Source organism: Mycobacterium sp. 852002-51961_SCH5331710, assembly GCF_001665535.1.
Classification (GTDB): domain Bacteria; phylum Actinomycetota; class Actinomycetes; order Mycobacteriales; family Mycobacteriaceae; genus Mycobacterium.
The window spans coordinates 55,513-82,147 of sequence record NZ_LZSQ01000131.1 but is presented as its reverse complement, the minus strand read 5'-3'; the positions used below and the strand labels follow the sequence as shown (position 1 = coordinate 82,147).

Below are 26,635 nucleotides of genomic sequence, written 5' to 3'. Positions count from 1 at the left end.
CGCTGGTCGATCGGTAGCGCACCGAAATCACACGGATCAGGGGCGGTGTTCGTGCCCGGGGCGACCCTGGGTGCGGCGCCGCTCCTTCATTTCCGACTCGAACACGTGCTTGCGGCCCTGCTGGAGTTCGTCGCGCACCCGGCGCTCGTGGTCACGGAACACCGACCAGTAGTTGTCGTCGAAATCCTCGACGATCTGGAAGGTCCAGCGGCCGTACAGCACATTGCGGCCAACGACCTCGGCCTCCAATCGCTCGGCGACGGCGTCATGACCGGCGTCGCGCAGCTTGTCGCACGCCTCACCAAGCAGCAGGTCGCCCCGACCCATCAGCTGGTGGAACGAATACAGATGCCCGCGTGCCCGTTCCACCCACTCCAACGCCTCCGATACCTTTCCGACCGCCTCGACGGTCGCGTCGTCGAGCCCCTCGGGGCGGCTGTGTTGTTCGTCTGTCTGCTGATCGGTCATGGGCGTACAGGTACCCGCATCTCGCCGCCGGTATGTCCACACAGCGAACGGTTGCATCGGTTTCGCATCGACGAGTTTGCCCACCGCGGTATCGGTGAATCCTCGCTGGGCCCACACCCCGATGAGCAGGCCCCATGGACGACGCTGACAAACCGCGGTACACCGTGCGCGTGGTGGCCGCGCGCGTCGGCGTGCCCACCGCGACGCTGCGCAGTTGGAGCCAGCGCTACGGCGTCGGGCCGTCGCATCACCGACCGGGTCGGCACCGGCTCTACAGCGACAACGACATCGCGGCCGTGCGGCACATGCACGACCTCATCGGGCAGGGGACCAGCGCGCGCAGCGCGGCCCAACTGGCGACCGAGGCCGTCGTGCCGCCGCGCGGTGACGTCGCATCGCTGTTGGCGGCCGCATTCGCCCTCGACCTCGCCGCGCTCAGCGCGCTGCTGGAGACCCACGTCCGTCATTTCGGCGTGATCGACACGTGGGACCTGTTGGTACAGCCCGCGTTCGCGGCCGTTGTGACCAGGCAGGACGAGGACGGCGGATGCATCGACGTCGAGCACGCCCTGTCGTGGGCGGTGTCGCGTTCGATGCACCACACGCCGCTCGTTAGCCTCGGCGCGGCGACGCCGGTCATCCTGGCGTGCACCCCGCGCGAGACGCATGTGTTGGCGCTCGAGGCGCTGCGCGCCGCCCTCGCCGAGCGCGGGCGCGGTGCGCTGATCCTGGGCGCCACCGTGCCGGTGCCGGCTTTGACCGACGCGATCGCACGCGTGAGCACGCCCGTCCGGGTGGTGCTGTGGTCACAGACCGCCGATACTGCCGACATGGATATGGTCCGCGCCGCCGCCACCGGCGCCGAAATCCTGCTCGGAGGCTCCGGCTGGGACGATGGCGCCGCCGGCTCGGCCACCCGCGTGCACAGCCTGGGCGAGGCCGTCGAGATGTGTACGTCCGCCCCGTGACCGAGGCGCATCGTCTATGCATCGGTTAGTCCCGCGGATTTGGGTACATACATGAGGTGTCTGCAATGACCACCGCGACGACGGAGACCACGGATGAGTCCGTCGTGCTTCTCGACGAACAGGGCCGACAAATCGGCAGTGCCGCCAAGACCACTGTTCATCATGCCGCGACGCCGCTGCACCTGGGCTTTTCCTGCTATCTGTTCGACGCGGACGGCAGTGTCTTGTTGACCCGCCGCGCATTGAACAAGACAACATGGCCGGGGGTGTGGTCCAACTCGTTCTGTGGGCACCCGGCGCCGGGGGAGCAGGTGGAGGACGCGGTACGCCGCCGCGCCGAGCAGGAGCTGGGCGTGTCCATCGAATCGGTGGTCTGCGTGCTGCCGGACTTCCGTTATCGCGCCGTCGCGGCCGACGGCACCGTCGAGAACGAGATCTGCCCGGTCTTCTTCGCCCGCTGCGACGCCCGGTTGCGACCGGACCCCAGCGAGGTCATGGAGTGGATGTGGGTGTCGTGGGAGCAGCTCCGCTCGGCAGTCGGGCTGCCGTGGTCGATCAGCCCGTGGGCCATGGAACAGATACCGCTACTCGACGAGCCCTACTTGCAGGGATCGTGGCCCCAGTTCATCAGCGAGTAGCGCCACGCGGACTCCTCGACGTCGCCGCTCGGCCGCTGGGCCAGGTGGCGGTGTGCGTAGCCAACGACCTTGCGCATGTGGGCGTAGTCGTCGTCGTCCAACTCCGACTTCTTCTTACGTAGCAGTTCGACGATGCGTCGGCCGCTTTCGTGCCCGGTCGACTCGCCACCGCCCGACTTCTGCCCGACGTCCTTGGATTCGGTTGTCTGGAGCCACTTTTCGAGTTCGGAGGCCGTCATGTTGACGGTGTCGGTGAACTCGGTATAGGTCGTGGCGTGATCGTCGGCCACGGCGCTACTTCTTCTTTAGCGATTCCGGCTTGTGCACCGCGTCGCGGGCGCTCTTGTCGCTGCGCACCCGGTACTGCGGGTTGTCGGAGTCAGCGCGCACGGTGCGGCCGGCCGCTTCCGTGTCAGAGGTGATCTTCTCCTCGACGGTGCCGGTCACGGTGGTGCCGTGGCTTTTCCACTGCACTTTGTCGCCCTTGTGGATGTCCTTGCTCATCCCGGCGGTATACCCGGGCGACCCGGCGCAAAACGGGATCAGCCGCGCGAACGCTGCCGATAGAGACGCTCGGCGTAGGCGAGATCGTCGCGCCACAGCCGAGTGGCCGCGTGCCGCATGAACGGGGTGATCAGCGGCGCGCCGCGGAGCGCATGGGCGAAGCCGGGGCGGTCGGAGTGGGCGATCACCGCCTCGATGACCGCGGTGCGGGGCGCGCCGTCGGTGCCCGGTCCGAGCGGGGTGGCGTGCGTCTCGACCACGCTTCCCGCTCCTTCGCCGTCGATGATGCGCATGACGATGGTGCGTTTCTCCGGTGCGGTGAACTCCGCGATCACCGGAACGCCGAGTCGGCCGATCCGGAAGGTGACCGCGACGAGGAAGCGGTCGGCGTCCTCGCGAAGGCCGTCGTCGGCGGTCGGCGCCGAAAGCACCTCGAGGCGGGTGAACGAATACGGGTGGAACCACGCCCCGTGCCACGGGTCGAGTCGGTTGGCGATCACGTCCGCTGGTTCGCAGGTGCCGACCAGCCGCGTCACCGCCGAGAGCCGCGGCTCGTCCGGTCGCACCGGCAATATCGGTGTCTCCGTGGGGGTTTCGCCGCCGACCGCATCCAGCCGCACCCAGGCAAGCACACCGTCGTCGTGAGCGGGGAAGGGGCGCCAGCTCCAGGTGCGGCCGCCGTCGAAGCGCAGGCCGTGCCACGGGCAGATCAGCGTTCCGCAGGCCACGGTCCCGGTCGACAGATCGGCGCCGAGGTGCGGGCAGGCCGCCGGCCCGACCGCGAGTGCCCCGCCCTCGGCGCGCCAGGCGACCAGTTCGACGCCGCCGACCGTGGCGCTGATCGGTCGCTTGCCGATGGTGTCGCTGGCCGCGAACGCATACCAGTTTCCGCTCGGCCTGCCCTGCGAACGCCGCAGCGCGGAGTTGATCAGCGACGGCTGGGCGTCGTCGTACGTCGGCCGCTGGCCGGACCAGGCTGTGCGCGGAACCACTTGGAACGGCGTGGTTTTCGCCAGCCGCGCTTTGAGTTCGGCGAGCACGCTCATGCGAGCTGCCTTTCGGCCAGCCGTCGTAACGGTGCGAAGCGCCCCTGGGTGGGCACCGTCTGGATGTCGTGCCCGGTGAGGCCGAAGCCCTTGAGCAGCAGGTTGGCCGCCGACCACCCGGTGGTCGCGGCGCGCTCCATCAACGCGACCGGCAGGTCGATGCGGATGCCGTCACCCGCCAAGGCCAGGCCGGGCTGCGGCGTCGCCACAGTCGGGCGGCGTGCGAAGTCGCCGGGCGCAAAGCGAGGGCAGTCCTGACGGGTCAGCACCCGTTCACCGGCGACGTTCGCTGAGGCGGTCTCCGGATACAGTTCCCGCATCCGGATCGGCAATCGTTTCACCACGTCGTCCGTGCCGTCGGTCGCCGCGTACGAGTGCAACTCGACCACCGAACCGCCGGTGCGGCGCGACCAGTCCGCCGCTTCCCGCTCGTATCGCTCCAGCACGCTCACATTGTCCAGCGGCGGACGCCCGCCCGTCCCGAGAAATGCCGGACGGTCCGGGTTCACGGGCCGGTCCAGCCACAGCCGCTGTACGACGAACGGTGCGGCCGTGCGCATCGCGGCGATGTCGGAACGCCACCGCTCGTCGCCCAGGGACGCCGAATCGCCGACGATCTTCTGTAGACCCGCGACATCGGTGGCCAGCACGACGCCGTCGGCGTCGATACGGTCAGCGCCGTCGACATGTACCGAGAAGCGATCGCCGCGGCGGATCTCGGTGACCGATATGCCGGTGTGCACCCGCACGTCCAGCGACTGCAGGTAGGCGCGCAGCGGATCCCACAGCGCGGTGTCGAAGTTCGCGTTCACGACATCGAACACCAGGCCCTCGCTGGACCCCAGGAAGTAGATGTGGAACATCGTCGCCAACTCGGCGGCCGAGAGGTTGGTCGGCTCGGCGAAGAAGCTGCGTGAGAAGACCTCGAAGGCCAGATGGCGGGCTGGTTCGGGAAAGTTGATGTCGCGCAGAAACGTCTCGGCGTCGATGTGGTCGAGCCGGTCATAGATTCCGGGCACCGAGACCGCGGCCAACGGCGCCGCGGCGCGCGCATTGAGCCGCACCAGATCGCGCAGCCGGAACGTGGGGCTGCGCAGCGCGAACGCCACAGCATTCCACGGCGGCGTCTGGGGCAGGCCGCGGAACGTGTCGCGTCGGCCGTACGCGTCGACGAGCGGATAGTCAGAGACCGGGGTGAGCATGCCCAGCGCGGGGTCGATGCGCCGCAACAGGTTCCGCAGGTTGTAGTACTGACGGAAGAACGCGTGGAAGCCGCGATTCATGGCCACAGCGGTGCCGTCGTCGAACGACTCGGTCCATCCGCCGACGCGACCACCGAGGTAGGTTTCGCGTTCGACGAGGTCAACGCTCACGCCGCGTTCGGCCAACCCGGTGGCCGCGGTCAGCCCAGCGATGCCGCCGCCGACGACGACCACGTGCGGTTTGTCCTGAAGGCGGTTCGCATCGGGCTGCGGTGCGGAGTGCGTGATCCGGCGCGGATCGGTCATCGTGGCGCCTCGGCGAGGAAGGTGTGCACGATGTTGCGCTGCCAGCCCGCCATCGTCTCGCTGTGCACTGCGGTGAAACCGTTGCGGCGCAACCGGGCACGGAAGTCGGCGGCGCCGTCGAAGCGGTTCACGCTGCGCCGCAGGTACCGGTACAGCGATGCGTCGCCACTGCGCAGTCGGCCGCTCGGGATGATGATCGCGGCACAGACGGCGTTCCACACCGCGGTGGCGATGCGCGAATCCCGCACCGAGTACTCGTGGACCGCCAGCGTCGCTCCCGGCCGCAGCAATGCGAGGAACTCTCGCAGTTGCGCATCGGGATCCGGGAGGTTGCGGATGAGGTAGGCGGCGAAGATGCCGTCGAAGGGTCCGGTAACGCCGGCGTCGGCGAGGTTTTCGATCCGGCTGTGGACAAAACGCACCGACGACGGCCATTGTTTGGCCCTCGCCTCGGCCAGCATGCCGTCCGAACCGTCGACACCGACGATCTCCGCATGAGGTGCCACCGCCAACAGGGCGGCGGTCGATGCGCCGGTTCCGCATCCCGCGTCGAGCAGGCGCAGCCCGCGACCCTCGTCGGGCAGCCGCATCCGCTGCGCGGAGATCCGAAGGTGCTCATGGTATCCCGGATTCGAGTTGACGAGCGTGTCGTAAGACGATGCACCGTCGTCGAACGCGGCCGGAACATCCGAGGGGTCATCGGCCTCTCGACCCGCGCTGACCTTCACGAAGCATCCCTTCTCTGTGCGCGGAGCCGCTGCCGTTCCCACAGCAGAAGCACCGCGGTGACCATCGCCCAGCCGAAGAGGAAATCTTCCACCGGGATGTCGAACGGGAACCGAATCCCGCTGGTGTGCTGATCGTCGTAGATGACGATCGGTGCGCTGAGCTTGGTGAGCCAACCGTCGACCGGTATCTGGAAACCGAGCACGATCACCATCGAGATCCAGTACGCGGGCTTGCGGAACAACCCGGTGCGAAGCACACCCAACTCGAGAGCGCAGACGGCGAGTACGGCCAGCACGGCGGGCACCGTGTATCCGAGTCCGTTCACTTGACGTTCTCCGCGTGGTCGCGCGTCCGGTGCACCCGCGACAGGATCGCGGTGACGGCGTTGTAGGTCAGCAACCCGCACAGCGGGATCACGATGAAGAACAGCAGTTCTTCGATGGGCATCACGCCCGGTATGTCGATGCCCGTCACGTACTTGGAGTTGTACGTCCAGATGTCGGCGAAGATCGCGATCACATCCCAGACGACGAACACGGCGGCCACGGGCAGCACCGCGGCTGCCGCCCGGCGCGCCTGTCGGTACACGCCCTCGCCGAAGAACTCCAACGGCGCCGTGATCAGAAGACAGGCGGCCAGTACCAACAGGTATTGCCACTTGTCCATCGTCACGCCTTGCGGTCCCGGTGTCGCGCCCGCCACGCCTTGAGCAGACCGGCGCACCCCACGCGGATGCGGCGTCCGGTACCGACGGTCGCGCGCTGGCTGAAGACGGCGAAGTCGACTTCCTCGATGCGGTCCAGGATTTCGGAATACAGGGTCAGCGCGACCGCGACGCAGGGGCGCGACCGCGGGCTGAGGTGGGCGATACCGCGCCGCGCGAAGTCGTACACGCGCCGATTGATGGCGTGCTGCTCCACCAGGGCCCGGCGCACCTTCGCGTCGGTGCGGCGGTTCTCGTGGCACCACGTCAGCACGTCGCGATCGACGCCGTACGCGGCGAGTTCGTCGGCGGGCAGGTACACCCGGCCCCGCTCGAGGTCCTCGTCGATGTCGCGCAGGAAGTTCGTGAGCTGGAACGCCTTTCCGAGCGCGGCCGCGTACGGGGCGGCCTCCTCGCGAGGACCGACGGTGCCGAGGACCGGCAGCAGCTGCAGGCCGATGACTTCGGCCGAGCCGTACATGTACCGATCGAGTGCGGCCCGGTCGGGATAGTCGGTGACGGTGAGATCCATGCGCATCGACCCGAGGAAGTCGTCGAACAGCTCCCACGGGATCCCGTACCGGCGGGCGCAGTGCACCACGGCGGCCAGCGCTGGGTCGCCGTCGTCGCAGCTACCCTGTGCGAGACGGTTGAACAGCTGGGTCGCCAGCAGCTGGAGTTGGTCGGCCCGTTCGCTCATCGGGATGACGGGGTCGAAGTCGTCGAGGATGTCGTCGGCGCGGCGGGCGAACCCGTACAGCGCGTGCACGGCGGGGCGCTGTTCGGGCGCGAGCAGCCGGGTGGCCAGGAAGAACGTGCGGCCGTGCTCGGCATTGATTGTGCGGCAACGGCGATAAGCCTCACGCAGTGCCGGGTCGCGTACGCCCGCGGCGTCGAGTTCGGAACCGATCATGCTTGCACCACCTGGCTATGGGCCCGCCCGACGGGAAGGCCGGTGATTCGGTCAGCCGCCAACCGCCCGGACAGCATCGCGGTCGGCACGCCGACCCCCGGGACGGTCGACGACCCCGCCAGTACCACGTTGGCGACACCGCGCACCGTGTTGGCGGGACGGAAGGGGCCGGTCTGGCCGAACGTGTGTGCCAGCGCGAACGGGGTGCCCGCGGCCATCCCCTGACGCGCCCAGTCGGCGGGATCCACCACATGCAGCACCTCAGCGTCGACCCCGAGATGGGGGAGCCGGGTGCTCACCACATCCATCATCTGACGCACGTAGTCGTCGCGGGCCGACGCCCAATCCACCTGCCCCACATCGAGGTTGGGGGCGGGTGCGAGGACGTATAGCAGGTCTCGGCCATCGGGGGCCAGCGACGGGTCGCCTGCGGTGGGGCGGGTCACCAACAGCGACGGATCGGACATCACGCGTCCGTCGTCGATGATGTCGGTGAACGTCTTCTCCCACTCGTGGCCGAAGACGATGGTGTGGTGGTCGCCGTCCTGGCCGACCGCGCGGCACCCGACGTGGGCGACCACGGCCGACGGTGCCGGCCGCAACCGCAGCGGGCGGCGCGGCGTGCGGCCGAGCAGCCGGTAGGTGTCGGGCAGCTCGGTGGTCAGCACGACCACGTCGGCGGCGATCCGGTCGCCGTCCTCGGTGCGAACCGCGACCACCCGGTCGCCGGTCCGCTCGAGAGCCGAAACCGCGGAGCCGTAACGGAACTCGACACCGGCGTCCGCCGCGGCCGCGGCGAGGGCGTCGGGCAGGGCGCGCACACCGCCGCGGGGGAAGTACACCCCGGAGATGGTGTCCATGTAGGCGATCACGGCATACACCGCCAACGCCCGATGCGGGGGTACCCCGGCGTACAACGCCTGGAAGGTGAACACCCGTTGCAGTCGTTCGTCGCTGATGAACTTGCGTACCATGCGATCCCAGCGACGGAATCCGCCGATCGCGGTCAGTCGGGCCAGTTGTGGAGTCAGCAGCGACAGGGGCGAGTCGAAATTCGCGGCGATGAAACCGTCGAACTCCACGCGGTACAACTTGGTCAGCCAATCGCGAAGCCGCACATAGCCGTCCGCCTGTTCACGACCGGCGAAGCGCTCGATCTCGGCGGCCATCGCGTCGGCGTCGCTGCGCACGTGCAGCGAGCTGCCGTCAGCGAACGACGCGCGGTAGGCGGGGTCGACGGTGAGCAGGTCGAGTCGGTCGGCCGTGGTCTCTCCGACGGCGGCGAATGCGTCGTCGATGATGTCGGGCATCGTCAGCACGGTCGGCCCGGTGTCGAGGCGGTAACCGTCGACGTCGACGCGTCCGACGCGTCCGCCCGGATGCTGTCCGCGTTCCAGGACCGTCACCCGGCGACCGCGCCCCGAGAGTTGCAGTGCCGCCGACAGCCCGGCCAGCCCGGCGCCGACGACCACGGCGTGGTCGGTGCGGCCCGCGACGGTGCGCATCACGCGGCCCGCTCGGTGCAGGCGGCGGCCATGTCGGCCAGCGCGGTGCGGACCATCGGATCCAACTGACCGTTGTCGAGCAGCTCGAGCGCATGCGTGAGCCGCGAATCGATGAGTTGCTCAATCCATTCCAGGGCGCCGGTCGCGACGATCAGCTTGCGCCACTGCCGGATGTCGGCGTCGTCCAGGCGGGAGGTGCTCATCAACTCGGTGAGGTCGCGCCGCAGGGACGCGTCGGCGAGCCGGTAGGCGGCCACCACGACGCTGGTCGCCTTGTGCTCGAGAAGATCGCTGCCCGCCGGCTTCCCGGTGATCTCCGGAGAGCCGAAGATCCCGAGGACGTCGTCGCGCAATTGAAAGGCCTCGCCGACGGCTTCGCCGTATTCGCCGAGCAGCATCAGCACGCCCTGCGAGCATCCGGCCATGGCGGCGCCGATCTCGAGCGGTCTGCGCACGGTGTAATTGCCGGACTTGCGCCGCAGCACGTCGAGAACCCGCTCCCACTCCGGGAATTCGGCGGCGTCGTTGACCAGGTCGGCGAACTGCCCGACGGCGAGTTCGGTGCGCATCGCGTCGTACCGGTGCCATCCGCGCGCCAACGCGTCCGCGTCGATTCCGCTCTCGCGCAGCATCTGCTGCGCCCAGACCAGGCACAGGTCGCCGAGGAGCACGGCGGCGGCTTCACCAAAGCGTTCCGGTGACCCCGACATCGCTCGGTCGCAGTGCCACTGCGCAAACCGGATGTGGGCCGCCGGCCGTCCGCGCCGCAACGTGGAGTCGTCCATCACGTCGTCCTGCAACAGGGCGAACGCATGCAGCAACTCGAAGCTCGCCGCGGCCCGCAGCGCGCCCGCGTCGTCGTCGGCGTTGCACAACCAGCCGAGGTAGACGAACGTCGAGCGCACACACTTGCCACCGTCGACGAAATCCCGCAGGACGTCGGCGGCGACGTCGACTCCCGCCGCACGGAGATCGTCGACGCACCGCCTTTCGACGAATTCGCTCAGCGACCGCAGCACTTCTCGCCGGATGGCGTCGCGCCATACCGGGAAGGCCGTGGTCATCAGCCCTCGGGGCGGAGCGGTGGGGTGTGACATCGACAGGAGGGGGGTCCGCGTATTTCCGTTGATACCGCTCAAGCAGCGTCCCCTTCACTCGATGCGATGACAAGTACCCGAAACGGCCGAACTCAACCGGGGTACCCCTTCTGTCCACCCCTACGCATCGAACTTGCATCGATTGCCGAAGGAGTTCGCGCCGAAGCTCAGGGCGACAGCGTGGGCATCTTCTTGATGCCGAACTCGCGGCGCAGCACCGTGCGCGCGGCGAAGTAGCCGGACATCCCGTGTACCCCGCCGCCTGGAGGGGTCGCCGACGAGCACAGGTAAGCGCCCGGGATCGGGGTGCTCCACGGGTTGAGCCGAGGGGTCGGACCGGCCAGCGCATGGATCAACGTGTTGCCGCCGACGCCGATGTCGCCGCCGACGAGGTTGGCGTTGTGCTCGGACAGCCGTGCGGCGGGGATGGACCGGACGGCGACGACGATGTCGCGGAAGCCGGGCGCGAAGCGCTCGAAGATCTCGGTGACCCGTTCGGTCTGGTCGACGGTCGACCCGCTCGGCACGTGCGCGTAGGTCCACAGCGGGCGTCGGCCGTCGGCGTCGATGCGCCCCGGATCCTCCAGGTGCGGCAACGCGGCGAGCACCATCGGCCACTCGGGGTGCCGGCCCGCGGCGGCCTCCCGCTCGGCGTGCGCCATCTGCTCCCGGGTGCCGCCCATATGCAGCGTGGGCGCTCGGCGCAGGCGTTCGTCAGTGAACGGCACGTCTTCGGAGAGCACGAAGTCGACCTTGGCCACGCCGGGGCCGAACCGGTATCGCTGAAGGGCTTTCGCGTAGCGGCCGGGCAGCTTGTCGCCGTAGATGTCGCCCAGCGCGGTGGGCGCGGTGTCGTAAAGCGTCACACCGCCGGGCGGTTCGGTGACCTCGTGGCCGGAGGTGATTACGCCGCCGTGGGCCCGCAGATCGTCGATCAGGGCATCGGCGATGGCTTGGCTCCCGCCGACCGGGATGGGCCAGCCGACCGTGTGCGCGAGCGTGGCCAGCATGAGGCCGCCACCCGCCGACACCAACGACGGCATACGCGAGATCACGTGTGCCGCAACGCCGCTGAACAAGGCGCGCGCATCTTCGCCGGACAGTGCGTTCCAGGCGGGTGTGCCTTGTTCGAGCAGCCGGCTCGCCACCTGCACGGCCGCGATCGGGTTGGTCGGGATCGAGCGCTTGTCGCCCAGCAGCAGGTCGAGCACCGCGTCGTCGCGCTCGACCATGGGGCCGAACAGCCGACGCCACGAACGCCCGTCCTCGAGCTCGGCGACGGTGCGGTCGAGGTTCTGGTATCCGACCGCCGAGCGCGCACCCGGGAGCGGATTGGCGTAGGAGACCTCGGGCACCCGCAGGGTCACGCCGCGGGCGGGCAGGTCGAATTCGGCCAGGAACGGCGACGCCAGCGCGAGCGGGTGCACGGCCGAGCAGATGTCGTGGGAGACGCCGGGAAACTCGGGGTCGGCGAGGGTGCGTGCGCCGCCGCCGAGGGTCGGTTGCGCCTCGAGCACCTGCACCGACAACCCGGCCCTGGCGCAGATGACGGCCGCCGCCAAACCGTTGGGTCCGCTGCCGACGACGGTGACGTCCACGCCGGAGGTTCCCGCTCCCGGCGCCGCTGCGTTTCTCCCGCCCACCACCCGAACATTCAAGCCCATTAGGCTGACCGCGTGAGTCTGCCCGTTGTATTGATCGCCGACAAATTGGCCGAATCGACGGTTGCCGCCCTCGGTGACCAGGTGGAAGTCCGCTGGGTCGACGGTCCGGACCGGCCGAAGCTGCTGGCCGCCGTGCCCGAGGCCGACGCCCTGCTGGTGCGCTCCGCGACGACAGTCGACGCCGAGGTGCTCGCGGCCGCGCCGAAGCTCAAGATCGTCGCCCGCGCCGGGGTGGGCCTCGACAACGTCGACGTCGACGCCGCCACCGCCCGCGGTGTGCTGGTGGTCAACGCTCCGACCTCGAACATCCACAGCGCCGCCGAGCACGCCCTGGCTCTGCTGCTGGCTGCGGCGCGCGAGATCCCGGCCGCCGATGCGTCGCTGCGCGCGCACACCTGGAAACGTTCGTCGTTCTCGGGCACCGAGATCTACGGCAAGACCGTGGGCGTGGTGGGCCTGGGCCGCATCGGGCAGTTGGTGGCCCAGCGGCTGGCGGCCTTCGGCACCCACATCGTGGCCTACGACCCCTATGTGTCGGCCGCGCGCGCCGCGCAGCTCGGGATCGAGTTGCTGAGCCTCGACGACCTCTTGGCGCGGGCGGACTTCATCTCCGTGCACCTGCCGAAGACACCCGAGACCGCGGGCCTGATCGGCAAGGAGGCGCTGGCGAAGACGAAGCCCGGTGTGATCATCGTCAACGCCGCACGCGGCGGCCTCATCGACGAAGAGGCGCTGGCCGATGCGGTGCGCTCGGGGCACGTGCGGGGTGCGGGCCTCGACGTGTTCGCCAAGGAGCCGACGACCGAGAGCCCGCTGTTCGACCTGCCGCAAGTGGTGGTGACCCCGCACCTGGGGGCATCGACCGCCGAGGCCCAGGACCGGGCGGGGACCGACGTCGCGGCCAGCGTCAAGCTGGCCCTGGCGGGCGAGTTCGTCCCCGACGCGGTCAACGTCGGCGGGGGAGTCGTCGGCGAAGAGGTCGCGCCCTGGCTGGACCTGGTTCGCAAGCTCGGCCTGCTGGTCGGAGTGTTGTGTGACGAGCTGCCGGTCTCGCTGGCGGTGCAGGTCAAGGGTGAGCTCGCCGCCGAAGACGTTGAGGTACTGCGTCTTTCGGCGCTGCGAGGACTGTTCTCGGCCGTGATCGAGGATCCCGTGACGTTCGTCAACGCGCCCGCGCTGGCCGCCGAGCGGGGGGTGGAGGCCGAGATCAGCACGGCGAGCGAGAGTCCCAGCCACCGCAGTGTGGTGGACGTGCGCGCGGTGTATGCCGACGGGACGACCGCCAACGTCGCGGGCACGCTGACGGAGCCGCAGTTGGTGGAGAAGATCGTCCAGATCAACGGGCGCAACTTCGATCTGCGTGCCGAAGGTGTGTACCTGATCGTCAGTTACGTCGACCGCCCGGGCACGCTGGGCAAGATCGGCACGATCCTCGGATCGGCGGACATCAACATCCACGCCGCCCAGTTGAGCGAAGACGCCGAAGGACCGGGCGCCACGATCCTGCTGCGCATCGACCGTGACGTCCCCGACGATGTGCGGTCGACGATCGCCGAGGAGGTCGGCGCGAAGCTGCTGAAAGTGGTTGATCTGTCGTGAGTTCCGGCATGAAACTGGCGGTCATCGCCGGCGACGGCATCGGCCCGGAGGTCGTCGGCGAGGCCGTCAAGGTTCTCGACGCGGTGTTACCCGGTGTGGACAAGACGCCGTACGACCTCGGCGCGCGCCGCTACCACGCCACCGGCGAGGTGCTGCCCGATTCGGTGCTCGACGAACTGCGCGGGCACGACGCGATCCTGCTCGGCGCGATCGGCGATCCGTCCGTGCCCAGCGGTGTGCTCGAACGCGGTCTACTGCTGCGCATCCGGTTCGAACTCGACCATCACATCAACCTGCGGCCCGGCCGTCTGTACCCCGGCGTGAGCAGCCCGCTGGCGGGTGATCCCGAGATCGACTTCGTCGTCGTGCGCGAAGGCACCGAGGGTCCCTACACCGGAACCGGCGGCGCGATCCGCGTCGGCACACCGCACGAGATCGCCACCGAGGTCAGCGTCAACACCGCCTTCGGCGTGCGGCGCGTGGTGACCGACGCGTTCGTGCGCGCACAGCAGCGCCGCAAGCATCTGACGCTGGTGCACAAGAACAACGTGCTGACCTACGCCGGCGCGTTGTGGTGGCGCACGGTTCAGGAAGTCGGCGCAGACTTCGGAGACGTCGAGGTCGCCTACCAACACGTCGACGCCGCGACCATTCACCTCGTCACCGACCCGGGCCGTTTCGATGTGATCGTCACCGACAACCTGTTCGGCGACATCGTCACCGATCTCGCCGCGGCGGTGTGTGGCGGTATCGGCCTGGCCGCCAGCGGCAACATCGACGCCACGCGGACCAACCCGTCGATGTTCGAACCCGTCCACGGCAGCGCCCCCGATATCGCGGGCCAAAACATCGCGGATCCGACGGCGGCGATCATGTCGGTCGCGCTGCTGTTGGCGCATGTCGGGAAGCACGACGCGGCCGCCCGCGTCGACAAGGCCGTCGAACAGCATCTGGCCACGCGCGGTGACGAGAAGCTCTCGACGACACAGGTCGGCGACCGGATCGCGTCCTACCTGTAGATCGCAATCGCGTAGACGAGAAGGCATGGCGACACTTCGACGCCAGTGCTGGCTGTTCGCGATCGGCTCTGCGTTCTTCGCGATCGCGACCGCCCCGGGAGTGTCGGCGCTCGCCGGCGCGGGTCTTTCCAACCTGTTGTGTTTCATCGGATCGTGGTTTTTCACGACCGCCGGCTGGATGCAGTTGGTGTTGGCCAGGCCGGTGTTGGGCGTCGGATGGCTTTCTGCGGCCACGCAGTCCGCGGGCACCGTCCTGTTCAACATCAGCACCGGAGCCGCGTTGTGGGCGCATGCGGTCGAGCCGGAGCGGCGCCTGGTGTGGGCGCCGGACGCGATTGGCTCGACGGCGTTTCTGATCAGCGGCGTGCTCGGCGTCGTCGCGGTGACCGTCGCCGTCGGCGTGGCCGAACTGAAGTCGCGTGACTGGCAGGCGGAGTGGATCAACCTCGTGGGCTGCCTGGCGTTCGGGGTGTCGGCCGCGGGCGCCTACGTGAGCGGAAGCGGAGTCACCGAGGACGCGAAGCTCGCCAACGTGGGCACGTTCGTCGGTGCGCTGTGTTTCCTCGCGGCCGCGCTCTTGGTGCTACCGCGCGAGCGGCCGTCGGCGAGTTCTGCCCCAGGGTCGTAGCCGCGGCAAAATCACAGCCCTGGTGCGGAAGTCGCCGTGTGCTCGGTGTCGTTGGGGACGACCGGGATCGCCAGGAGCGGCAGCAACGCGCTCACCGCGAATGCCGCCGGGTATCCGGCCACCCCGATCAACCCGCCGAACAACGGGGCGGCCGCCGCCGACGCGAGATGCTGGCTGGTGTTCTGCGTGCCCAGGGCCCGACCGCTCCAGAATGGGCCCGCGATCTCGGCGATGGCGGTGAACGCCAAACCGTTGTCGGACACCGTGATCACCGACGCAATCACCATCGCGGCCACGGCGACAGGGGATTCGAGAAAGTCCAACAACGCCAGGGCGCCCATGCTGAACGCCGCGGCGGCTGCGATCGTGCGGATCGGGCGCAGCCGCTGCCCCAGTCGATCCGACCAGTGCCCGGCCGCGATCCGTCCGCCCGCGCCGAGCAATTGGGCCACCATGACGATGACGCCCGCCGAGCCGGCCGACCAACCGCGTTCGGTCATCAACCACACCAGCGTGAACGTCCATACGACGGCCTGCGGCACGACGAGCAGCACCGAGACGGCGTGGATCCGCCACAGCACCGAGGACCCCCGGTAGGGATTCGCGAGGTGTTCGACCGGCGCTTCCGATCGTGGTGGCCGTGGCGGGTCGATCACCGCCACCAGGCACACCAACGCCGACACCGCGCACACGACCGCGGGGAAGAGCAGCGCCCCTGACACGCCATGGCTCTGCGCGAGTCGCGGAATCACCAGCGCCCCCAACCCGACTCCCAGCGGGGTGGCCGTCTGCCGGATCCCCATGGCCAGGCCGCGTTGTTCGACCGGAAACCAGCCGACGACCAATCGGCCGCTCGCCGAATTGCTGCTTGCGGCCGCCATGCCGCCGAGAAGAAGGAAGGCCCCCACGGCGACCAGCGATTCCGAGAAGGCGGCGGCGAACGCGGCCGCGGAGATCAACACCGAACCGACCGTCAACACGATGCGCTCGCCGACGCGGTCGACGACATAGCCCCAAGCGATCAGCGTGATGACCAGGCCGAGGCTCGGCATGCCCGAAAGCAGGCCGGCCGCAGCGAGGTCGAGCCCGCGTTCGGTGTGCAGCGTCGGAATGAGAAACGCCGCGCCGTTGATGAAGACGTTGGCGCTCGTCGTCGCCGCCAGCGCAACGGCCAGCATCGACCACCGCCGTGCAGTGCTGAGCGACTCGACGGACATCCGTCCATGGTGGCACAGCCGTCCCACGATGCTGAATTTGTATCTCATAATATGAGAGACAGGCGGTCGGCGACCAGGATGACCACGCACACTAGGCTGAACGCCATGCGTCTAGGCCGAATCGCCAGTCCCGACGGGGTCGCCTTCGTCAGCGTCGAGGGTCCCCCCGATGACCCCGCGCAGGCGATCGCGAGGGAGATCGCCGAGCACCCGTTCGGCAATCCACAGTTCACGGGCAGGCAGTGGCCGCTGGCCGACGTGCGCCTGCTCGCCCCGATCCTGGCGACAAAGGTGGTATGCGTCGGCAAGAATTACGCCGCGCACATCGAGGAGATGGCCGCCGCAGCGAAAAGCGATGGCGGCGCGAGTCCCGACCCCCGCACGTTCGACGACCCGATCATCTTCATGAAACCGAATACCGCGATCATCGGCCCGAACGTGCCGATCCAGCTGCCGGCCGACGCGAACCCGGTGCATTTCGAAGGCGAGCTGGCAGCGGTCATCGGCAGGCCGTGCAAGGACGTGCCTGCCGCGCGCGCTGCGGAGAACATCCTGGGCTACACGATCGCCAACGACGTCTCGGCCCGTGATCAGCAGCAGAAGGACGGCCAGTGGACCCGCGCGAAGGGTCATGACACGTTCTGCCCGATCGGACCGTGGATCGTCACCGACGTCGACCCGTCGGACCTCGAGATCCGTACGGAGGTCAACGGTGTGGTCAAGCAGAACAGCCGGACGTCGATGATGATTCACGACGTCGGTGCGATCGTGGAGTGGATCTCCCGGGTGATGACGCTGCTGCCCGGCGACCTGATCCTCACCGGAACACCGGAGGGTGTCGGACCGATCGAGGATTCCGACACCGTCAGCATCACCATCGAAGGCATCGGAACGTTGACGAATCCTGTTGTGCGCAAGGGGAAGTCATGACCAGCGAGAACTCCGTCCGCGTGCGGTTCTGCCCATCTCCGACGGGTACGCCGCACGTCGGGCTCATCCGGACCGCGTTGTTCAACTGGGCCTACGCCCGCCACACCGGCGGCACCTTCGTGTTCCGGATCGAAGACACCGACTCGGCGCGCGATTCCGAGGAGAGCTACCGCGCCATCCTCGATGCGCTGCGGTGGCTGGGTCTGGACTGGGACGAGGGTCCCGAAGTCGGTGGTCCTTTCGAGCCGTACCGCCAGTCGCAGCGGCTCGGCCTGTACCGCGACGTGATCGCCCGGCTGCTCGAGTCCGGTGACGCGTACGAGTCGTTCTCCACGCCCGAGGAAGTCGAAGCGCGTCACCTGGCCGCCGGTCGCAATCCCAAACTCGGCTACGACAATTTCGACCGCGACCTGACCGAGGAGCAGCGTGCGGCGTTCCGCGCCGAGGGCAGGGGCGCAGTGGTGCGGCTGAAGATGCCGGACGGCGACATCGGCTGGCGTGACCTCGTTCGGGGGGAAACGACGTTTCCCGCCGGGTCGGTACCCGATTTCGCACTCACCCGCGGTAACGGGGAACCGTTGTACACCTTGGTGAATCCGGTCGACGACGCGCTGATGAAGATCACCCACGTGCTACGCGGCGAGGACCTGCTGTCGTCGACGCCGCGCCAGATAGCGCTCTATCAGGCGCTGATGCGGATCGGCGTGGCCGAACGGATTCCCGAGTTCGCCCACCTGCCAAGCGTTTTGGGTGACGGAAACAAGAAGCTGTCCAAACGCGATCCCCAGTCGAACCTGTTCCTGCATCGCGAGCGGGGCTTCATCCCCGAGGGGTTGCTGAACTATCTGGCCCTGCTCGGCTGGGGCATCGCAGAAGATCGGGACGTGTTCAGCCTCGACGAGATGGTGGCGGCGTTCGACGTCGCCGACGTCAACTCGAATCCGGCGCGGTTCGACCAGAAGAAGGCCGACGCACTGAACGCCGAACACATCCGGATGCTGACCGAGGAGGATTTCACCGCCCGGCTGCGCGCGTACTTCACCGAACACGGTCACGACACGGGCCTCGACGACAAACGCTTCGCCGAGGCCGCCGCGCTGGTACAGACCCGCATCGTGGTGCTGGGCGACGCGTGGGATCTGCTGAAGTTCCTCAACGACGCGGACTTCGCACTCGACGAGAAGTCGGCGGCCAAGGAGCTGCGCGCGGAGGCCGTGCCCGTGCTCGACGCCGCATTGGTCGCGCTGGAGGGCAGTGGAGACTGGACCACCGAGGCGATCGAGGCGGCGCTGAAGGAGGCGCTGCTCGACGGCCTGGGGCTCAAGCCGCGTAAGGCGTTCGGCCCGATCCGGGTCGCCGCCACGGGCGCGTCGGTCAGCCCGCCGCTCTTCGAATCGCTTGACCTGCTGGGCCGCGAACGCAGCCTGGCCCGATTGCGCGCCGGGCGCGAGCACGCGGCGGCGCAAGCCGAGGCGTGAAAAAGCGGCCGAAAATCTTTGGTAGTCTGCACGTCGGTCCGGTACTACGCGCGACGGGTTCCGCCCGCCGAGCGAGGGGACCGGAAAGGGTCCGTGACCTGCGGTTACGGGAAGCCTTTGGGGTATGGTGTAATTGGCAACACAGCTGATTCTGGTTCAGCCATTCTAGGTTCGAGTCCTGGTACCCCAGCCAATGACCGTGATTAGGCCGACAAATCTCGCTGAGATATGCTGGCCATCCGGAAACCAGTTCTAGCCCCCGTCGTCTAGCGGCCTAGGACGCCGCCCTCTCACGGCGGTAGCGTGGGTTCGAATCCCATCGGGGGTACAAATTCCGCGGAGCGCGATATGCGCTCATCCTTCTCATAGGCGGCGGGTCAGCGCCTCGGCAGCGGCCAACAGATCGGCAGCCCACCGGGCGCCCGGCCGCCGGCCCATTCGGTCGATCGGCCCGGACACCGAGATCGCAGCGATCACATCGCCCCGGCCATCACGCACCGGCGCCGAGACACTCGCCACACCCGGCTCGCGTTCGGCAGCGCTCTGCGCCCAACCGCGCTTGCGGACCTCGGCGAGCGTGCGCTCGGTGAACTTCGCCGAGGGGAGCACGGCCTGTTGGGTCGCAGCGTCGGCGTAAGCCAGCAGAACCTTCGCGCCGGACCCGGCGGTCATCGGCAGCCTGCTGCCGACCGGCACCGTATCGCGCAGCCCGGCAGGCGGTTCCAACGCCGCCACACAGATCCGGGACGTGCCCTCGCGTCGGTAGAGCTGCACGCTCTCACCGGTGATCTCGCGCAATCGGGGCAGCACCACGGCCCCGGCGGCCACGAGCGGATCGCTGATTCGTCCGGCCAATTCGGTCAGGCCGGGTCCGAGCCGCCAGCGCCCGTCGCCGTTGCGCGCCAGCAGGCGGTGGGTTTCCAGGCCCGCGGCGAGGCGGTGGGCCGTGGCGCGCGGGAGACCGGTGCGCTCGCACAACTCGGCCAGCCCACACGGCGAATCGGCGACCGCGTGCAGCACGCCCACGGCTTTGTCCAATACGCCGATGCCGCTATCCTGTCTCATAGAGAGATACTAACGTCCCAGATTGTGAGATAGTCAAGATGTCGACCGATGTTTCCGGTGCAGCTCGCGAGCGCATCGACAAGCCACGCACGATGGCCGAGAAGGTGTGGGCCGATCACGTCGTCGTCGAAGGCGGTGGCGAAGGCGCGGCGCGTGAACCCGATCTGATCTACATCGACTTGCACCTCGTGCACGAGGTGACCAGTCCTCAGGCGTTCGACGGTCTGCGGTTGGCCGGGCGTCCGGTGCGTCGGCCGGATCTGACGATCGCCACCGAGGACCACAATGTGCCGACGATCGACATCGACAAGCCGATCGCGGACCCCGTGTCGCGCACACAAGTGGAGACGCTTCGGCGCAACTGCGAAGAGTTCGGTATCCGGCTCCACCCGATGGGCGACGCCGAGCAGGGCATCGTGCACATCATCGGACCGCAACTCGGATTGACCCAGCCCGGTATGACGGTCGTGTGTGGCGACAGCCATACCTCGACGCATGGTGCGTTCGGTGCGCTGGCGATGGGCATCGGCACGTCGGAGGTCGAACACGTCCTCGCCACGCAGACGCTTCCGTTGCGGCCGTTCAAGACGATGGCGGTCAACGTCGACGGCGAACTGCCCGACGGGGTCAGTGCGAAAGACATCATCCTCGCGGTGATCGCGAAGATCGGCACCGGCGGCGGACAGGGACACGTCATCGAATACCGCGGCAGCGCGATCGAATCGCTGTCGATGGAGGGCCGGATGACGATCTGCAACATGAGCATTGAGGCCGGCGCGCGCGCCGGCATGGTGGCCCCCGACGAGACCACGTTCGAGTTCCTGCGTGGGCGTCCGCACGCTCCGCAAGGTGCGCAGTGGGACGAGGCCGTCGCCGCATGGCGCCGCCTTCGCACCGATGAGGGCGCCGAGTTCGACACCGAGGTCTACATCGACGCCTCGACGTTGAGCCCCTTTGTCACGTGGGGGACCAACCCCGGTCAGGGGGTGCCGCTGTCGGATTCGGTTCCCGATCCGGAACTGATGTTCGATGAGGGCGAGCGCCAGGCGGCCGAAAAGGCATTGGCCTACATGGACCTTCGGCCCGGGACGGCCATGCGGGACGTCGCCGTCGACACCGTCTTCGTCGGCTCGTGCACCAACGGCCGCATCGAGGATCTGCGGGTGGTCGCCGATGTGTTGCGCGGCCGCAAGGTCGCCGACGGGGTGCGCATGCTGGTGGTGCCGGGGTCCATGCGCGTGCGGCTGGAGGCCGAATCCGAAGGCCTCGGCGAGATCTTCACCGCGGCCGGTGCGGAGTGGCGTCAGGCGGGTTGTTCGATGTGTCTCGGCATGAACCCCGATCAGCTGTCGCCTGGCCAACGGTGCGCGTCGACCTCCAACCGGAATTTCGAGGGCAGGCAAGGAAAGGGTGGCCGTACCCATCTGGTGTCGCCCGCCGTCGCGGCGGCCACCGCGGTACGCGGCACGCTGTCCTCACCCGCCGACCTGACCGACTGATAGGAGCAAGAAGCCATGCAGGCTTTCCACACCCACACCGGCATCGGCGTTCCCCTGCGCCGATCCAATGTCGACACCGACCAGATCATCCCGGCCGTCTACCTGAAGCGAGTTACACGAACGGGTTTCGAGGACGGTTTGTTCGCCGCCTGGCGCAACGACCCGTCGTTCGTTTTGAACCTGCCGCCCTTCGACAAGGGTTCGGTATTGGTCGCCGGCCCCGATTTCGGCACCGGTTCTTCACGCGAACATGCCGTGTGGGCACTTATGGATTACGGCTTCCGGGTCGTCATCTCGTCCCGCTTCGCCGACATCTTTCGGGGCAATGCGGGCAAGGCCGGGCTTCTGGCGGCCGAAATTCCGCAAGATGATGTGGAAATTTTATGGAAGCTCATCGAGGAGCAGCCAGGCCTGGAAATCACTGTGAATCTTCAAGATCGGACCATAGTCGCCGGAACGGTCATGGTGCCGTTCAGAATTGACGACTATACGGCTTGGAGATTGCTGGAAGGGCTCGACGATATAGGCCTTACGCTGCGCAAATGCGACGATATCGAAGCTTATGAAGCGCGTAGGCCGGACTGGAAACCCCGGACTCTGCCGACCGGATAAAGGCCGCCGGTGAGCCCAAATCACCGCCTCTGACCCCGGTTCTCGGGGGTCCCCTCTGGAGGTCAAGGGGGGCAAGAAAGTTCGCTGACGTCGCTTGAAACTGCGCGTGGCTCTTGGAAATCAATGGGGAATGGGTTTACCGTGTCCTCTAGTCGGTCCAATGAGGGCCACTGGTTTCTCGGAGGTTATGCATGAACAAAGCAGAGCTCATCGACGTACTTACGACGAAGCTCAATACCGATCGCCGGACGGCGACCGACGCGGTGGAGAACGTCGTTGACACCATCGTGCGTGCGGTTCACAAGGGTGACAGCGTCACCATTACCGGCTTCGGCGTTTTCGAACAGCGCCGCCGCGCCGCCCGCGTCGCGCGTAACCCGCGCACCGGCGAGACCGTGAAAGTCAAGCCCACGTCCGTGCCGGCATTCCGGCCCGGCGCTCAGTTCAAAGCGGTTGTCTCTGGCGCACAGCGCCTCCCGGCGGAAGGACCAGCAGTGAAGAGAGGCGCAACGGCGGGAGGTGCCCGCAAGGCGGCCAAGAAGACCGCGAAGAAGGCCGCGAAGAAGGCACCTGCGAAGAAGGCCGCGACCAAGCGGACGGCAGCCAAGAAGACCGCCGCCAAGAAGTCACCGGCCAAGAAGGCCGCGACCAAGCGGACGGCAGCCAAGAAGACCGCCGCCAAGAAGGCGCCGGCCAAGAAGTCCGCCGCGAAGAAGGCCCCGGCCAAGAAGGCCGCGACCAAGCGGACGGCAGCCAAGAAGACCGCGAAGAAGGCTCCGGCCCGCAAGGCGCCGGCCAAGCGCGGCCGCAAGTAGTTTCAACCGGAGACGCCGTGGGTCCTCGCGACCCACGGCGTTTTCGCGTTTTCGGCCGCCCAAAACATCTACGGCTCAATCTTTCCGGGCCCGCACCGGCCCGAATTTTGTATTCAACAGGTGGGCGTCACTTTACGGCGAGGGGGCTGCCCATGTGGTCGGCCGCGATCAGTTGGCCGTCGGCCAGCGACAGCACCCAGGTGCTCCCCTTGCGGTTGCGCGACTTGTCGGGCCGCACGTTGTCGCGCTCGCACCACCACTCGATGAGGTCGGGAATCACCTTCCCCTGGGTGCAGATCACCGGTGTGCCTGGGGTGTCGGCGATCTCGAGGAAGCGTTGCCGGGCCGCTTTGCGATTGTCGGCGTAGGACTCCTCGGTCAACAGCTCGTCGCGAAGAATGGCCGCGCCGAGCTCGGCGGCCAACGGTTCCAATGTCGAGACGCAGCGCACCCTGTCGGCGGCGAATAGATGGTCGGCGCCGAAGGCGAGCAACAAGCCGACGAGAGATTGCGCCTGCGCGCGCCCGTTCTTGTCCAACGGCCGTTCGCGGTCGTCGCCCTTGAACCGCGACTTGCTGCCCGCAGTGGCATGACGGACGATCAGCACCGTCTTGGTATCGGCCGGATTCTTCGCAAAGCGGCGCAGGACCTTTCGGTCCTGGGGGTAGTCCAGCTGTTTGATGGCCGCCGGAACGGGTAACCACTTGAGTTCGTCGACCTCGTCGTTCGGGCGAAATTCGCCGCGGATCTGGCGGGCCGCCCAGTAGCGGACCTTCTTCTTACCCTGCTCGACGGGATAGCTCACCGACGCGAGCCGCCGACCGAGATGCGCGGCGTACCCGGTTTCTTCGCACACCTCACGGACGGCCGCGACGGGCTCGGTCTCACCGGGGTCCACCTTCCCCTTCGGCAGCGACCAGTCGTCGTAGCGAGGACGGTGGATCAGCGCGACCTCGGGCGCATCGGGCTGACCGTTCGGACGCCACAGCACCGCCCCCGCGGCCAGGATCGTCCTCACATCGGAGCCGGTCTCGGATGTCCGCTTCGGCAACTCAACTCCTGCAGATCATTCCGGGCACCCACGGCCCTTTTCGGCAATTCGGTCGCTGTGGAGATCCGTCATCGCTGCCGGTGGCGTTCCATCAACGAGACCTGGTGATCGCGAACCGTCTGCCCCTCCTGCGGCGAGGCCATCCACTTACCGTCGACGCCCAACTCCCAACACCGGGTCGCCGGGTCCATCGCCGACTCGAAGATCTCATGGAGTTCTGCCTTCAGTCGCGGATCCTTGACTTCGGCCATCACCTCGACGCGCCGATCGAGATTGCGGTGCATCATGTCGGCGCTGCCGATCCAGAATTCGTCGATGCCACGGAAATGGATGATCCGTGAATGTTCGAGGAACCTGCCGAGGATCGAGCGGACGACGATGTTGTCCGAATACCCAGGGGCGTGGGGGCGTAGCGCACAGATGCCCCGGACCACCACCTCCACCCGCACACCGGCCTGCGATGCACGGTAGAGCGCGTCGATGACCTGCTCGTCCACCAACGCGTTGGCTTTCAGCCTGATCCGCCCGTCGGCGCCGTCACGGGTGGCGGCGATCTCGCGTTCGATGCGGTCGATGATGCCCCTGCGGACACCCTGGGGCGCCACCAGAAGGTTACGGTACGAGTCCTTGCGCGAGTAGCCGGTCAACGAGTTGAACAGGTCGGTGAGGTCCGCACCGATGTCGGGCGCGGCTGTCAACAACCCGATGTCTTCGTACAGGCGCGCGGTTTTCGGGTTGTAGTTCCCGGTGCCGATGTGGCAGTAACGCCGGATCAGTGAGCCCTCCCGGCGCACCACCAGACACGTCTTGCAATGGGTCTTGAGCCCGATGAGCCCGTACACCACGTGCACGCCTGCACGCTCCAGCGCGCGCGCCCATTGGATGTTGGCCTGTTCGTCGAACCGCGCCTTGATTTCGACGAGCGCGACAACCTGCTTACCCGCGGCCGCAGCGTCGATGAGCGCGTTCACGATTGGGGAGTCACCCGACGTGCGGTACAGCGTCTGCTTGATCGCCAGCACGTTCGGGTCCGCCGCGGCCTGTTCGATGAACCGCTGCACGGTGGTGGAGAACGAGTCGTACGGGTGGTGCACCAGCACGTCGCCGTCACGCAGCGTCGAGAAGATGCTCTTCGGCGTCTCCCGCTCGCCGAACGCCGGCGGTGTCGCAGGCACGAACGGCCGATCCTTGAGCCCGGGGCGATCGAGATCGTAGATCTGCCAGAGCGAGGACAGATCGAGCAGGCCGGGCACCTCGATGACGTCACCGGGCGCGACGTCGAGCTCGCGCAGCAGCAACTCGAGCATGCTCTCGGTCATGTCGTCGGAGACTTCCAACCGCACCGGTGAACCGAATCGGCGCCGCGCGAGTTCGCGCTCGAGGGCCTGCAACAGGTCTTCGTCGCGGTCCTCTTCGACCTCGAAATCGGCGTTGCGCGTGATGCGGAAGGCGTGATGCTCGACGATCTCCAGCCCCGGGAACAGCACATGAAGGAACGCCGCGATCAGCTCCTCCATCGGAAGGAAACGCACGATCTTCGCATCACCCTCGCGCACGGCCAGTTCGACGAATCGTTCGACGTTGTCCGGCACCTTGACTCGGGCGAAGTGCTGCCCGCCGTCATCGGGGTGTTTGACGGTGATCGCGAGGTTCAGGCTGAGCCCACTCACAAACGGGAACGGGTGGGCCGGATCGACCGCGAGCGGAGTCAGGACCGGGAACACCTGTTCGTGGAAATAGGTGGACAGCCGGGCGCGTTCGGCTTCGTCCAGTTCGGCCCAAGTGACGATCACGATGCCCTCGTCGGCCAGCGCGGGTCGCACCGAGTCGAGGAACACGTGCGCGTGACGGTTCGCGAGGTGTTGAGTTCGCTCGTTGATGCGACGCAACTGTTCGCGCGGGGAGAGGTTGTCGGCGGAGCGCACCGAGAGCCCCATCTCGTCGCGCCGCTTCAGCCCGGCGACGCGGACCATGTAGAACTCGTCGAGATTCGAGGCGAAGATCGCGAGGAACTTCGCGCGTTCGAGCAGCGGCAGCGACGGATCGGCGGCCAGCGCCAGCACCCGGGCGTTGAAGTCGAGCCAGCTCAGTTCACGGTTCAGGTAACGATCTTCGGGCAGCGCGTTCTCGACCGCGGGCGCCGTGGCAGCCGGAGGCGCCTCTGGCGCCGAGTCGCCCGAGTCCGACGGCATCGGCCGGATGCTCGCAGCGGTCGGTTCGCTGTCGTTGTCGCGAACCTCGATCCCGGCTTTGGTCATGCCTCAGATGATCCCCCATACAACGGCCTTCGTGCCAGCGCGCTACGAACTGTTCACCCGGAAGCGGCGATGGTCGCCGCCGTTGCGGCACCGACACCGAGCCGGCGCGCAACCAGCAGGTCATCGGGTGTGTCGATGTCGCAGCGCAGCCCGGGCCACGCCCCGGTGAGCTCGAGCGCACCGGAACTGCGGTGCCGTTGCGCGGAGTCCGCGCCGAACTGCGGGTTCAGCGCGACCCCGAAGGCGAACAACGCCGACGTGCCGGTGCCGTGCCGGTCGCCGACAAAACTTCGCGGGTGTCGGCGGGCGTCGGCGACCGCCGCCGCCAGCTCATGGGTCTGCAGAGCGGGTAAATCACCTTGCAACACAACGACGTTCGCTGTCTCACGCCGAACCTCGGCTTCGGCCGCGGCGATTGCGTTGTTCAACGGATCGCGGTGGCCGTCGGGGGTGGGGTCGGTGAGCACTCGGGCCCCGAGCCGGTCCGCCGCCTCGGCGGCACCCTCATCCGGTGTGACGACGGTGATCGAGCGCACCGCCGCGACCGCGGACGCGGCGGTGATCGTGTCGATCAGCATCGCCAGCACGACCTTTTCGCGGGTGCTCGCGGAGAAGACGGGCGCCAACCGGGTCTTGGCCGCTGCGAGTCGTTTTACGGCGATCACCAACCCGATGTCGGCATCCGGTGATCCGCTCATATGCGTCATCCTGCCAGCACTGT

The 26,635-nt window shown here is 67.7% G+C and carries 27 protein-coding genes and 2 tRNA genes; 12 read left to right on the top strand and 17 right to left on the bottom strand.

Annotation, left to right across the window (positions count from 1 at the left end; all coding sequences use genetic code 11):
- Positions 1–36: 36 nt before the first annotated feature.
- A complete protein-coding gene (locus tag A5752_RS26465) occupies positions 37–468 on the bottom strand; it encodes a hypothetical protein (protein WP_067092314.1) in 432 nt (143 codons plus the stop codon).
- A gap of 134 nt (positions 469–602) precedes the next feature.
- Between A5752_RS26465 and A5752_RS26460 the strand changes: the two genes are divergently transcribed.
- Together A5752_RS26460 and idi are read left to right on the top strand one after the other, a co-directional pair.
- The gene (locus A5752_RS26460; protein ID WP_067092236.1) at positions 603–1,436 is read left to right on the top strand and encodes a MerR family transcriptional regulator; all 834 of its coding nucleotides are present in this window, start codon (positions 603–605) and stop codon (positions 1,434–1,436) included.
- 65 nt (positions 1,437–1,501) lie between these two features.
- Entirely contained in the window at positions 1,502–2,074 is a 573-nt protein-coding gene (gene idi, locus A5752_RS26455) for an isopentenyl-diphosphate Delta-isomerase (protein WP_067092235.1), read from the top strand.
- Here idi and A5752_RS26450 read toward each other — a convergent pair.
- The 11 genes from A5752_RS26450 to A5752_RS26400 all read right to left on the bottom strand — a co-directional run bounded on the left by A5752_RS26450 (position 2,035) and on the right by A5752_RS26400 (position 11,677).
- A complete protein-coding gene (locus A5752_RS26450) occupies positions 2,035–2,364 on the bottom strand; it encodes a DUF3140 domain-containing protein (RefSeq protein ID WP_067092233.1) in 330 nt (109 codons plus the stop codon). The two genes, idi and A5752_RS26450, sit on opposite strands and share 40 nt — an antisense overlap.
- 4 nt (positions 2,365–2,368) lie before the next feature.
- Positions 2,369–2,578 carry a hypervirulence associated TUDOR domain-containing protein gene (locus A5752_RS26445; protein ID WP_067092231.1) on the bottom strand — a complete coding sequence of 70 codons (210 nt, stop codon included), beginning with the start codon at positions 2,576–2,578 and terminating at the stop codon, positions 2,369–2,371.
- A 38-nt stretch (positions 2,579–2,616) separates the two neighbouring features.
- On the bottom strand, positions 2,617–3,624 hold the full coding sequence (locus A5752_RS26440; RefSeq protein WP_067092229.1) for a Rieske (2Fe-2S) protein: 1,008 nt from the start codon (positions 3,622–3,624) through the stop codon (positions 2,617–2,619).
- Entirely contained in the window at positions 3,621–5,132 is a 1,512-nt protein-coding gene (locus tag A5752_RS26435) for an FAD-dependent oxidoreductase (RefSeq protein WP_067092227.1), read from the bottom strand. Before A5752_RS26435 ends, A5752_RS26440 begins: the two co-directional genes overlap by 4 nt.
- On the bottom strand, positions 5,129–5,860 hold the full coding sequence (locus tag A5752_RS26430; RefSeq protein ID WP_067092224.1) for a class I SAM-dependent methyltransferase: 732 nt from the start codon (positions 5,858–5,860) through the stop codon (positions 5,129–5,131). The genes A5752_RS26435 and A5752_RS26430 overlap by 4 nt, the downstream gene beginning before the upstream one ends.
- Positions 5,857–6,186: a lycopene cyclase domain-containing protein gene (locus A5752_RS26425; protein ID WP_067092222.1), complete on the bottom strand. Its 330-nt coding sequence runs from the start codon at positions 6,184–6,186 to the stop codon at positions 5,857–5,859. The genes A5752_RS26430 and A5752_RS26425 overlap by 4 nt, the downstream gene beginning before the upstream one ends.
- A complete protein-coding gene (locus A5752_RS26420; RefSeq protein ID WP_067092220.1) occupies positions 6,183–6,527 on the bottom strand; it encodes a lycopene cyclase domain-containing protein in 345 nt (114 codons plus the stop codon). The genes A5752_RS26425 and A5752_RS26420 overlap by 4 nt, the downstream gene beginning before the upstream one ends.
- Positions 6,528–6,529: 2 nt before the next feature.
- Positions 6,530–7,477: a phytoene/squalene synthase family protein gene (locus A5752_RS26415; RefSeq protein ID WP_067092218.1), complete on the bottom strand. Its 948-nt coding sequence runs from the start codon at positions 7,475–7,477 to the stop codon at positions 6,530–6,532.
- A complete protein-coding gene (gene crtI, locus A5752_RS26410) occupies positions 7,474–8,982 on the bottom strand; it encodes a phytoene desaturase family protein (RefSeq protein ID WP_067092216.1) in 1,509 nt (502 codons plus the stop codon). The genes A5752_RS26415 and crtI overlap by 4 nt, the downstream gene beginning before the upstream one ends.
- Positions 8,982–10,079, bottom strand: coding sequence for a polyprenyl synthetase family protein (locus tag A5752_RS26405; protein ID WP_156614183.1), 1,098 nt, complete (start codon positions 10,077–10,079; stop codon positions 8,982–8,984). Before A5752_RS26405 ends, crtI begins: the two co-directional genes overlap by 1 nt.
- Before the next feature lie 167 nt (positions 10,080–10,246).
- Entirely contained in the window at positions 10,247–11,677 is a 1,431-nt protein-coding gene (locus tag A5752_RS26400; RefSeq protein WP_197500742.1) for a phytoene desaturase family protein, read from the bottom strand.
- A 78-nt stretch (positions 11,678–11,755) separates the two neighbouring features.
- Here A5752_RS26400 and serA point away from each other — a divergent pair, with 78 nt between their 5' ends.
- From serA to A5752_RS26385, 3 genes are read left to right on the top strand one after another with little or no spacing between them, the layout of a single operon-like run.
- Complete coding sequence (gene serA / locus A5752_RS26395; RefSeq protein WP_067092211.1) at positions 11,756–13,342, top strand: phosphoglycerate dehydrogenase; 1,587 nt, start codon at positions 11,756–11,758, stop codon at positions 13,340–13,342.
- Positions 13,343–13,350: 8 nt separating this feature from the next.
- Positions 13,351–14,361, top strand: a complete 1,011-nt coding sequence (locus tag A5752_RS26390; protein ID WP_067092210.1) for a 3-isopropylmalate dehydrogenase — start codon at positions 13,351–13,353, stop codon at positions 14,359–14,361.
- A gap of 25 nt (positions 14,362–14,386) precedes the next feature.
- The gene (locus A5752_RS26385) at positions 14,387–14,989 is read left to right on the top strand and encodes a hypothetical protein (RefSeq protein WP_067092209.1); all 603 of its coding nucleotides are present in this window, start codon (positions 14,387–14,389) and stop codon (positions 14,987–14,989) included.
- 11 nt (positions 14,990–15,000) lie between these two features.
- On the opposite strand, the gene A5752_RS26380 is transcribed toward A5752_RS26385, so the two are convergent.
- Positions 15,001–16,206 (bottom strand): MFS transporter, encoded by a 1,206-nt coding sequence (locus A5752_RS26380; protein ID WP_067092207.1) that lies wholly within the window; start codon positions 16,204–16,206, stop codon positions 15,001–15,003.
- A 105-nt stretch (positions 16,207–16,311) separates the two neighbouring features.
- On the opposite strand from A5752_RS26380, the gene A5752_RS26375 reads away from it, so the two are divergent.
- The 4 genes from A5752_RS26375 to A5752_RS26360 all read left to right on the top strand — a co-directional run bounded on the left by A5752_RS26375 (position 16,312) and on the right by A5752_RS26360 (position 18,942).
- The gene (locus tag A5752_RS26375) at positions 16,312–17,136 is read left to right on the top strand and encodes a fumarylacetoacetate hydrolase family protein (RefSeq protein WP_067092205.1); all 825 of its coding nucleotides are present in this window, start codon (positions 16,312–16,314) and stop codon (positions 17,134–17,136) included.
- Complete coding sequence (gene gltX, locus A5752_RS26370) at positions 17,133–18,614, top strand: glutamate--tRNA ligase (RefSeq protein WP_067092203.1); 1,482 nt, start codon at positions 17,133–17,135, stop codon at positions 18,612–18,614. The genes A5752_RS26375 and gltX overlap by 4 nt, the downstream gene beginning before the upstream one ends.
- Positions 18,615–18,732: 118 nt before the next feature.
- Positions 18,733–18,807: transfer RNA gene (locus A5752_RS26365), tRNA-Gln, on the top strand.
- 62 nt (positions 18,808–18,869) lie between these two features.
- Positions 18,870–18,942 (top strand) — tRNA-Glu (locus A5752_RS26360).
- A gap of 35 nt (positions 18,943–18,977) precedes the next feature.
- On the opposite strand, the gene A5752_RS26355 is transcribed toward A5752_RS26360, so the two are convergent.
- Positions 18,978–19,679, bottom strand: coding sequence for an IclR family transcriptional regulator (locus tag A5752_RS26355; protein ID WP_067092201.1), 702 nt, complete (start codon positions 19,677–19,679; stop codon positions 18,978–18,980).
- A gap of 38 nt (positions 19,680–19,717) precedes the next feature.
- On the opposite strand from A5752_RS26355, the gene leuC reads away from it, so the two are divergent.
- The 3 genes from leuC (at position 19,718) to A5752_RS26340 (ending at position 22,605) form a co-directional block, all read left to right on the top strand.
- Entirely contained in the window at positions 19,718–21,178 is a 1,461-nt protein-coding gene (gene leuC / locus A5752_RS26350) for a 3-isopropylmalate dehydratase large subunit (protein ID WP_067092199.1), read from the top strand.
- A 15-nt stretch (positions 21,179–21,193) separates the two neighbouring features.
- The gene (gene leuD / locus A5752_RS26345) at positions 21,194–21,790 is read left to right on the top strand and encodes a 3-isopropylmalate dehydratase small subunit (RefSeq protein ID WP_067092197.1); all 597 of its coding nucleotides are present in this window, start codon (positions 21,194–21,196) and stop codon (positions 21,788–21,790) included.
- 191 nt (positions 21,791–21,981) lie between these two features.
- Entirely contained in the window at positions 21,982–22,605 is a 624-nt protein-coding gene (locus A5752_RS26340; RefSeq protein WP_067092195.1) for an HU family DNA-binding protein, read from the top strand.
- A 127-nt stretch (positions 22,606–22,732) separates the two neighbouring features.
- Here A5752_RS26340 and mutT1 read toward each other — a convergent pair whose 3' ends face one another.
- From mutT1 to cofC, 3 genes are all read right to left on the bottom strand, one after another.
- On the bottom strand, positions 22,733–23,656 hold the full coding sequence (mutT1, locus tag A5752_RS26335) for an 8-oxo-(d)GTP phosphatase MutT1 (protein WP_067092193.1): 924 nt from the start codon (positions 23,654–23,656) through the stop codon (positions 22,733–22,735).
- Between the two features lie 68 nt (positions 23,657–23,724).
- Positions 23,725–25,848: an RNA degradosome polyphosphate kinase gene (locus A5752_RS26330; RefSeq protein ID WP_231983528.1), complete on the bottom strand. Its 2,124-nt coding sequence runs from the start codon at positions 25,846–25,848 to the stop codon at positions 23,725–23,727.
- A 119-nt stretch (positions 25,849–25,967) separates the two neighbouring features.
- Positions 25,968–26,612 carry a 2-phospho-L-lactate guanylyltransferase gene (gene cofC, locus A5752_RS26325; protein ID WP_067092189.1) on the bottom strand — a complete coding sequence of 215 codons (645 nt, stop codon included), beginning with the start codon at positions 26,610–26,612 and terminating at the stop codon, positions 25,968–25,970.
- Between the last annotated feature and the right edge of the window lie 23 nt (positions 26,613–26,635).

Excerpts from the sequence above, each read along its gene's own strand:
- A5752_RS26440 (WP_067092229.1), bottom strand. The coding sequence starts at position 3,624 with ATGAGCGTGCTCGCCGAACTCAAAGCGCGGCTGGCGAAAACCACGCCG.
- A5752_RS26460 (WP_067092236.1), top strand. The coding sequence starts at position 603 with ATGGACGACGCTGACAAACCGCGGTACACCGTGCGCGTGGTGGCCGCG.
- A5752_RS26385 (WP_067092209.1), top strand. The coding sequence starts at position 14,387 with ATGGCGACACTTCGACGCCAGTGCTGGCTGTTCGCGATCGGCTCTGCG.
- A5752_RS26405 (WP_156614183.1), bottom strand. The coding sequence starts at position 10,079 with ATGTCACACCCCACCGCTCCGCCCCGAGGGCTGATGACCACGGCCTTC.
- A5752_RS26420 (WP_067092220.1), bottom strand. The coding sequence starts at position 6,527 with ATGGACAAGTGGCAATACCTGTTGGTACTGGCCGCCTGTCTTCTGATC.
- crtI (WP_067092216.1), bottom strand. The coding sequence starts at position 8,982 with ATGCGCACCGTCGCGGGCCGCACCGACCACGCCGTGGTCGTCGGCGCC.
- A5752_RS26330 (WP_231983528.1), bottom strand. The coding sequence starts at position 25,848 with ATGCCGTCGGACTCGGGCGACTCGGCGCCAGAGGCGCCTCCGGCTGCC.
- A5752_RS26340 (WP_067092195.1), top strand. The coding sequence starts at position 21,982 with ATGAACAAAGCAGAGCTCATCGACGTACTTACGACGAAGCTCAATACC.
- cofC (WP_067092189.1), bottom strand. The coding sequence starts at position 26,612 with ATGAGCGGATCACCGGATGCCGACATCGGGTTGGTGATCGCCGTAAAA.
- A5752_RS26355 (WP_067092201.1), bottom strand. The coding sequence starts at position 19,679 with ATGAGACAGGATAGCGGCATCGGCGTATTGGACAAAGCCGTGGGCGTG.
- A5752_RS26390 (WP_067092210.1), top strand. The coding sequence starts at position 13,351 with ATGAAACTGGCGGTCATCGCCGGCGACGGCATCGGCCCGGAGGTCGTC.
- A5752_RS26465 (WP_067092314.1), bottom strand. The coding sequence starts at position 468 with ATGACCGATCAGCAGACAGACGAACAACACAGCCGCCCCGAGGGGCTC.
- A5752_RS26375 (WP_067092205.1), top strand. The coding sequence starts at position 16,312 with ATGCGTCTAGGCCGAATCGCCAGTCCCGACGGGGTCGCCTTCGTCAGC.
- leuD (WP_067092197.1), top strand. The coding sequence starts at position 21,194 with ATGCAGGCTTTCCACACCCACACCGGCATCGGCGTTCCCCTGCGCCGA.
- A5752_RS26415 (WP_067092218.1), bottom strand. The coding sequence starts at position 7,477 with ATGATCGGTTCCGAACTCGACGCCGCGGGCGTACGCGACCCGGCACTG.
- leuC (WP_067092199.1), top strand. The coding sequence starts at position 19,718 with ATGTCGACCGATGTTTCCGGTGCAGCTCGCGAGCGCATCGACAAGCCA.
- gltX (WP_067092203.1), top strand. The coding sequence starts at position 17,133 with ATGACCAGCGAGAACTCCGTCCGCGTGCGGTTCTGCCCATCTCCGACG.
- A5752_RS26435 (WP_067092227.1), bottom strand. The coding sequence starts at position 5,132 with ATGACCGATCCGCGCCGGATCACGCACTCCGCACCGCAGCCCGATGCG.
- A5752_RS26380 (WP_067092207.1), bottom strand. The coding sequence starts at position 16,206 with ATGTCCGTCGAGTCGCTCAGCACTGCACGGCGGTGGTCGATGCTGGCC.
- idi (WP_067092235.1), top strand. The coding sequence starts at position 1,502 with ATGACCACCGCGACGACGGAGACCACGGATGAGTCCGTCGTGCTTCTC.
- A5752_RS26445 (WP_067092231.1), bottom strand. The coding sequence starts at position 2,578 with ATGAGCAAGGACATCCACAAGGGCGACAAAGTGCAGTGGAAAAGCCAC.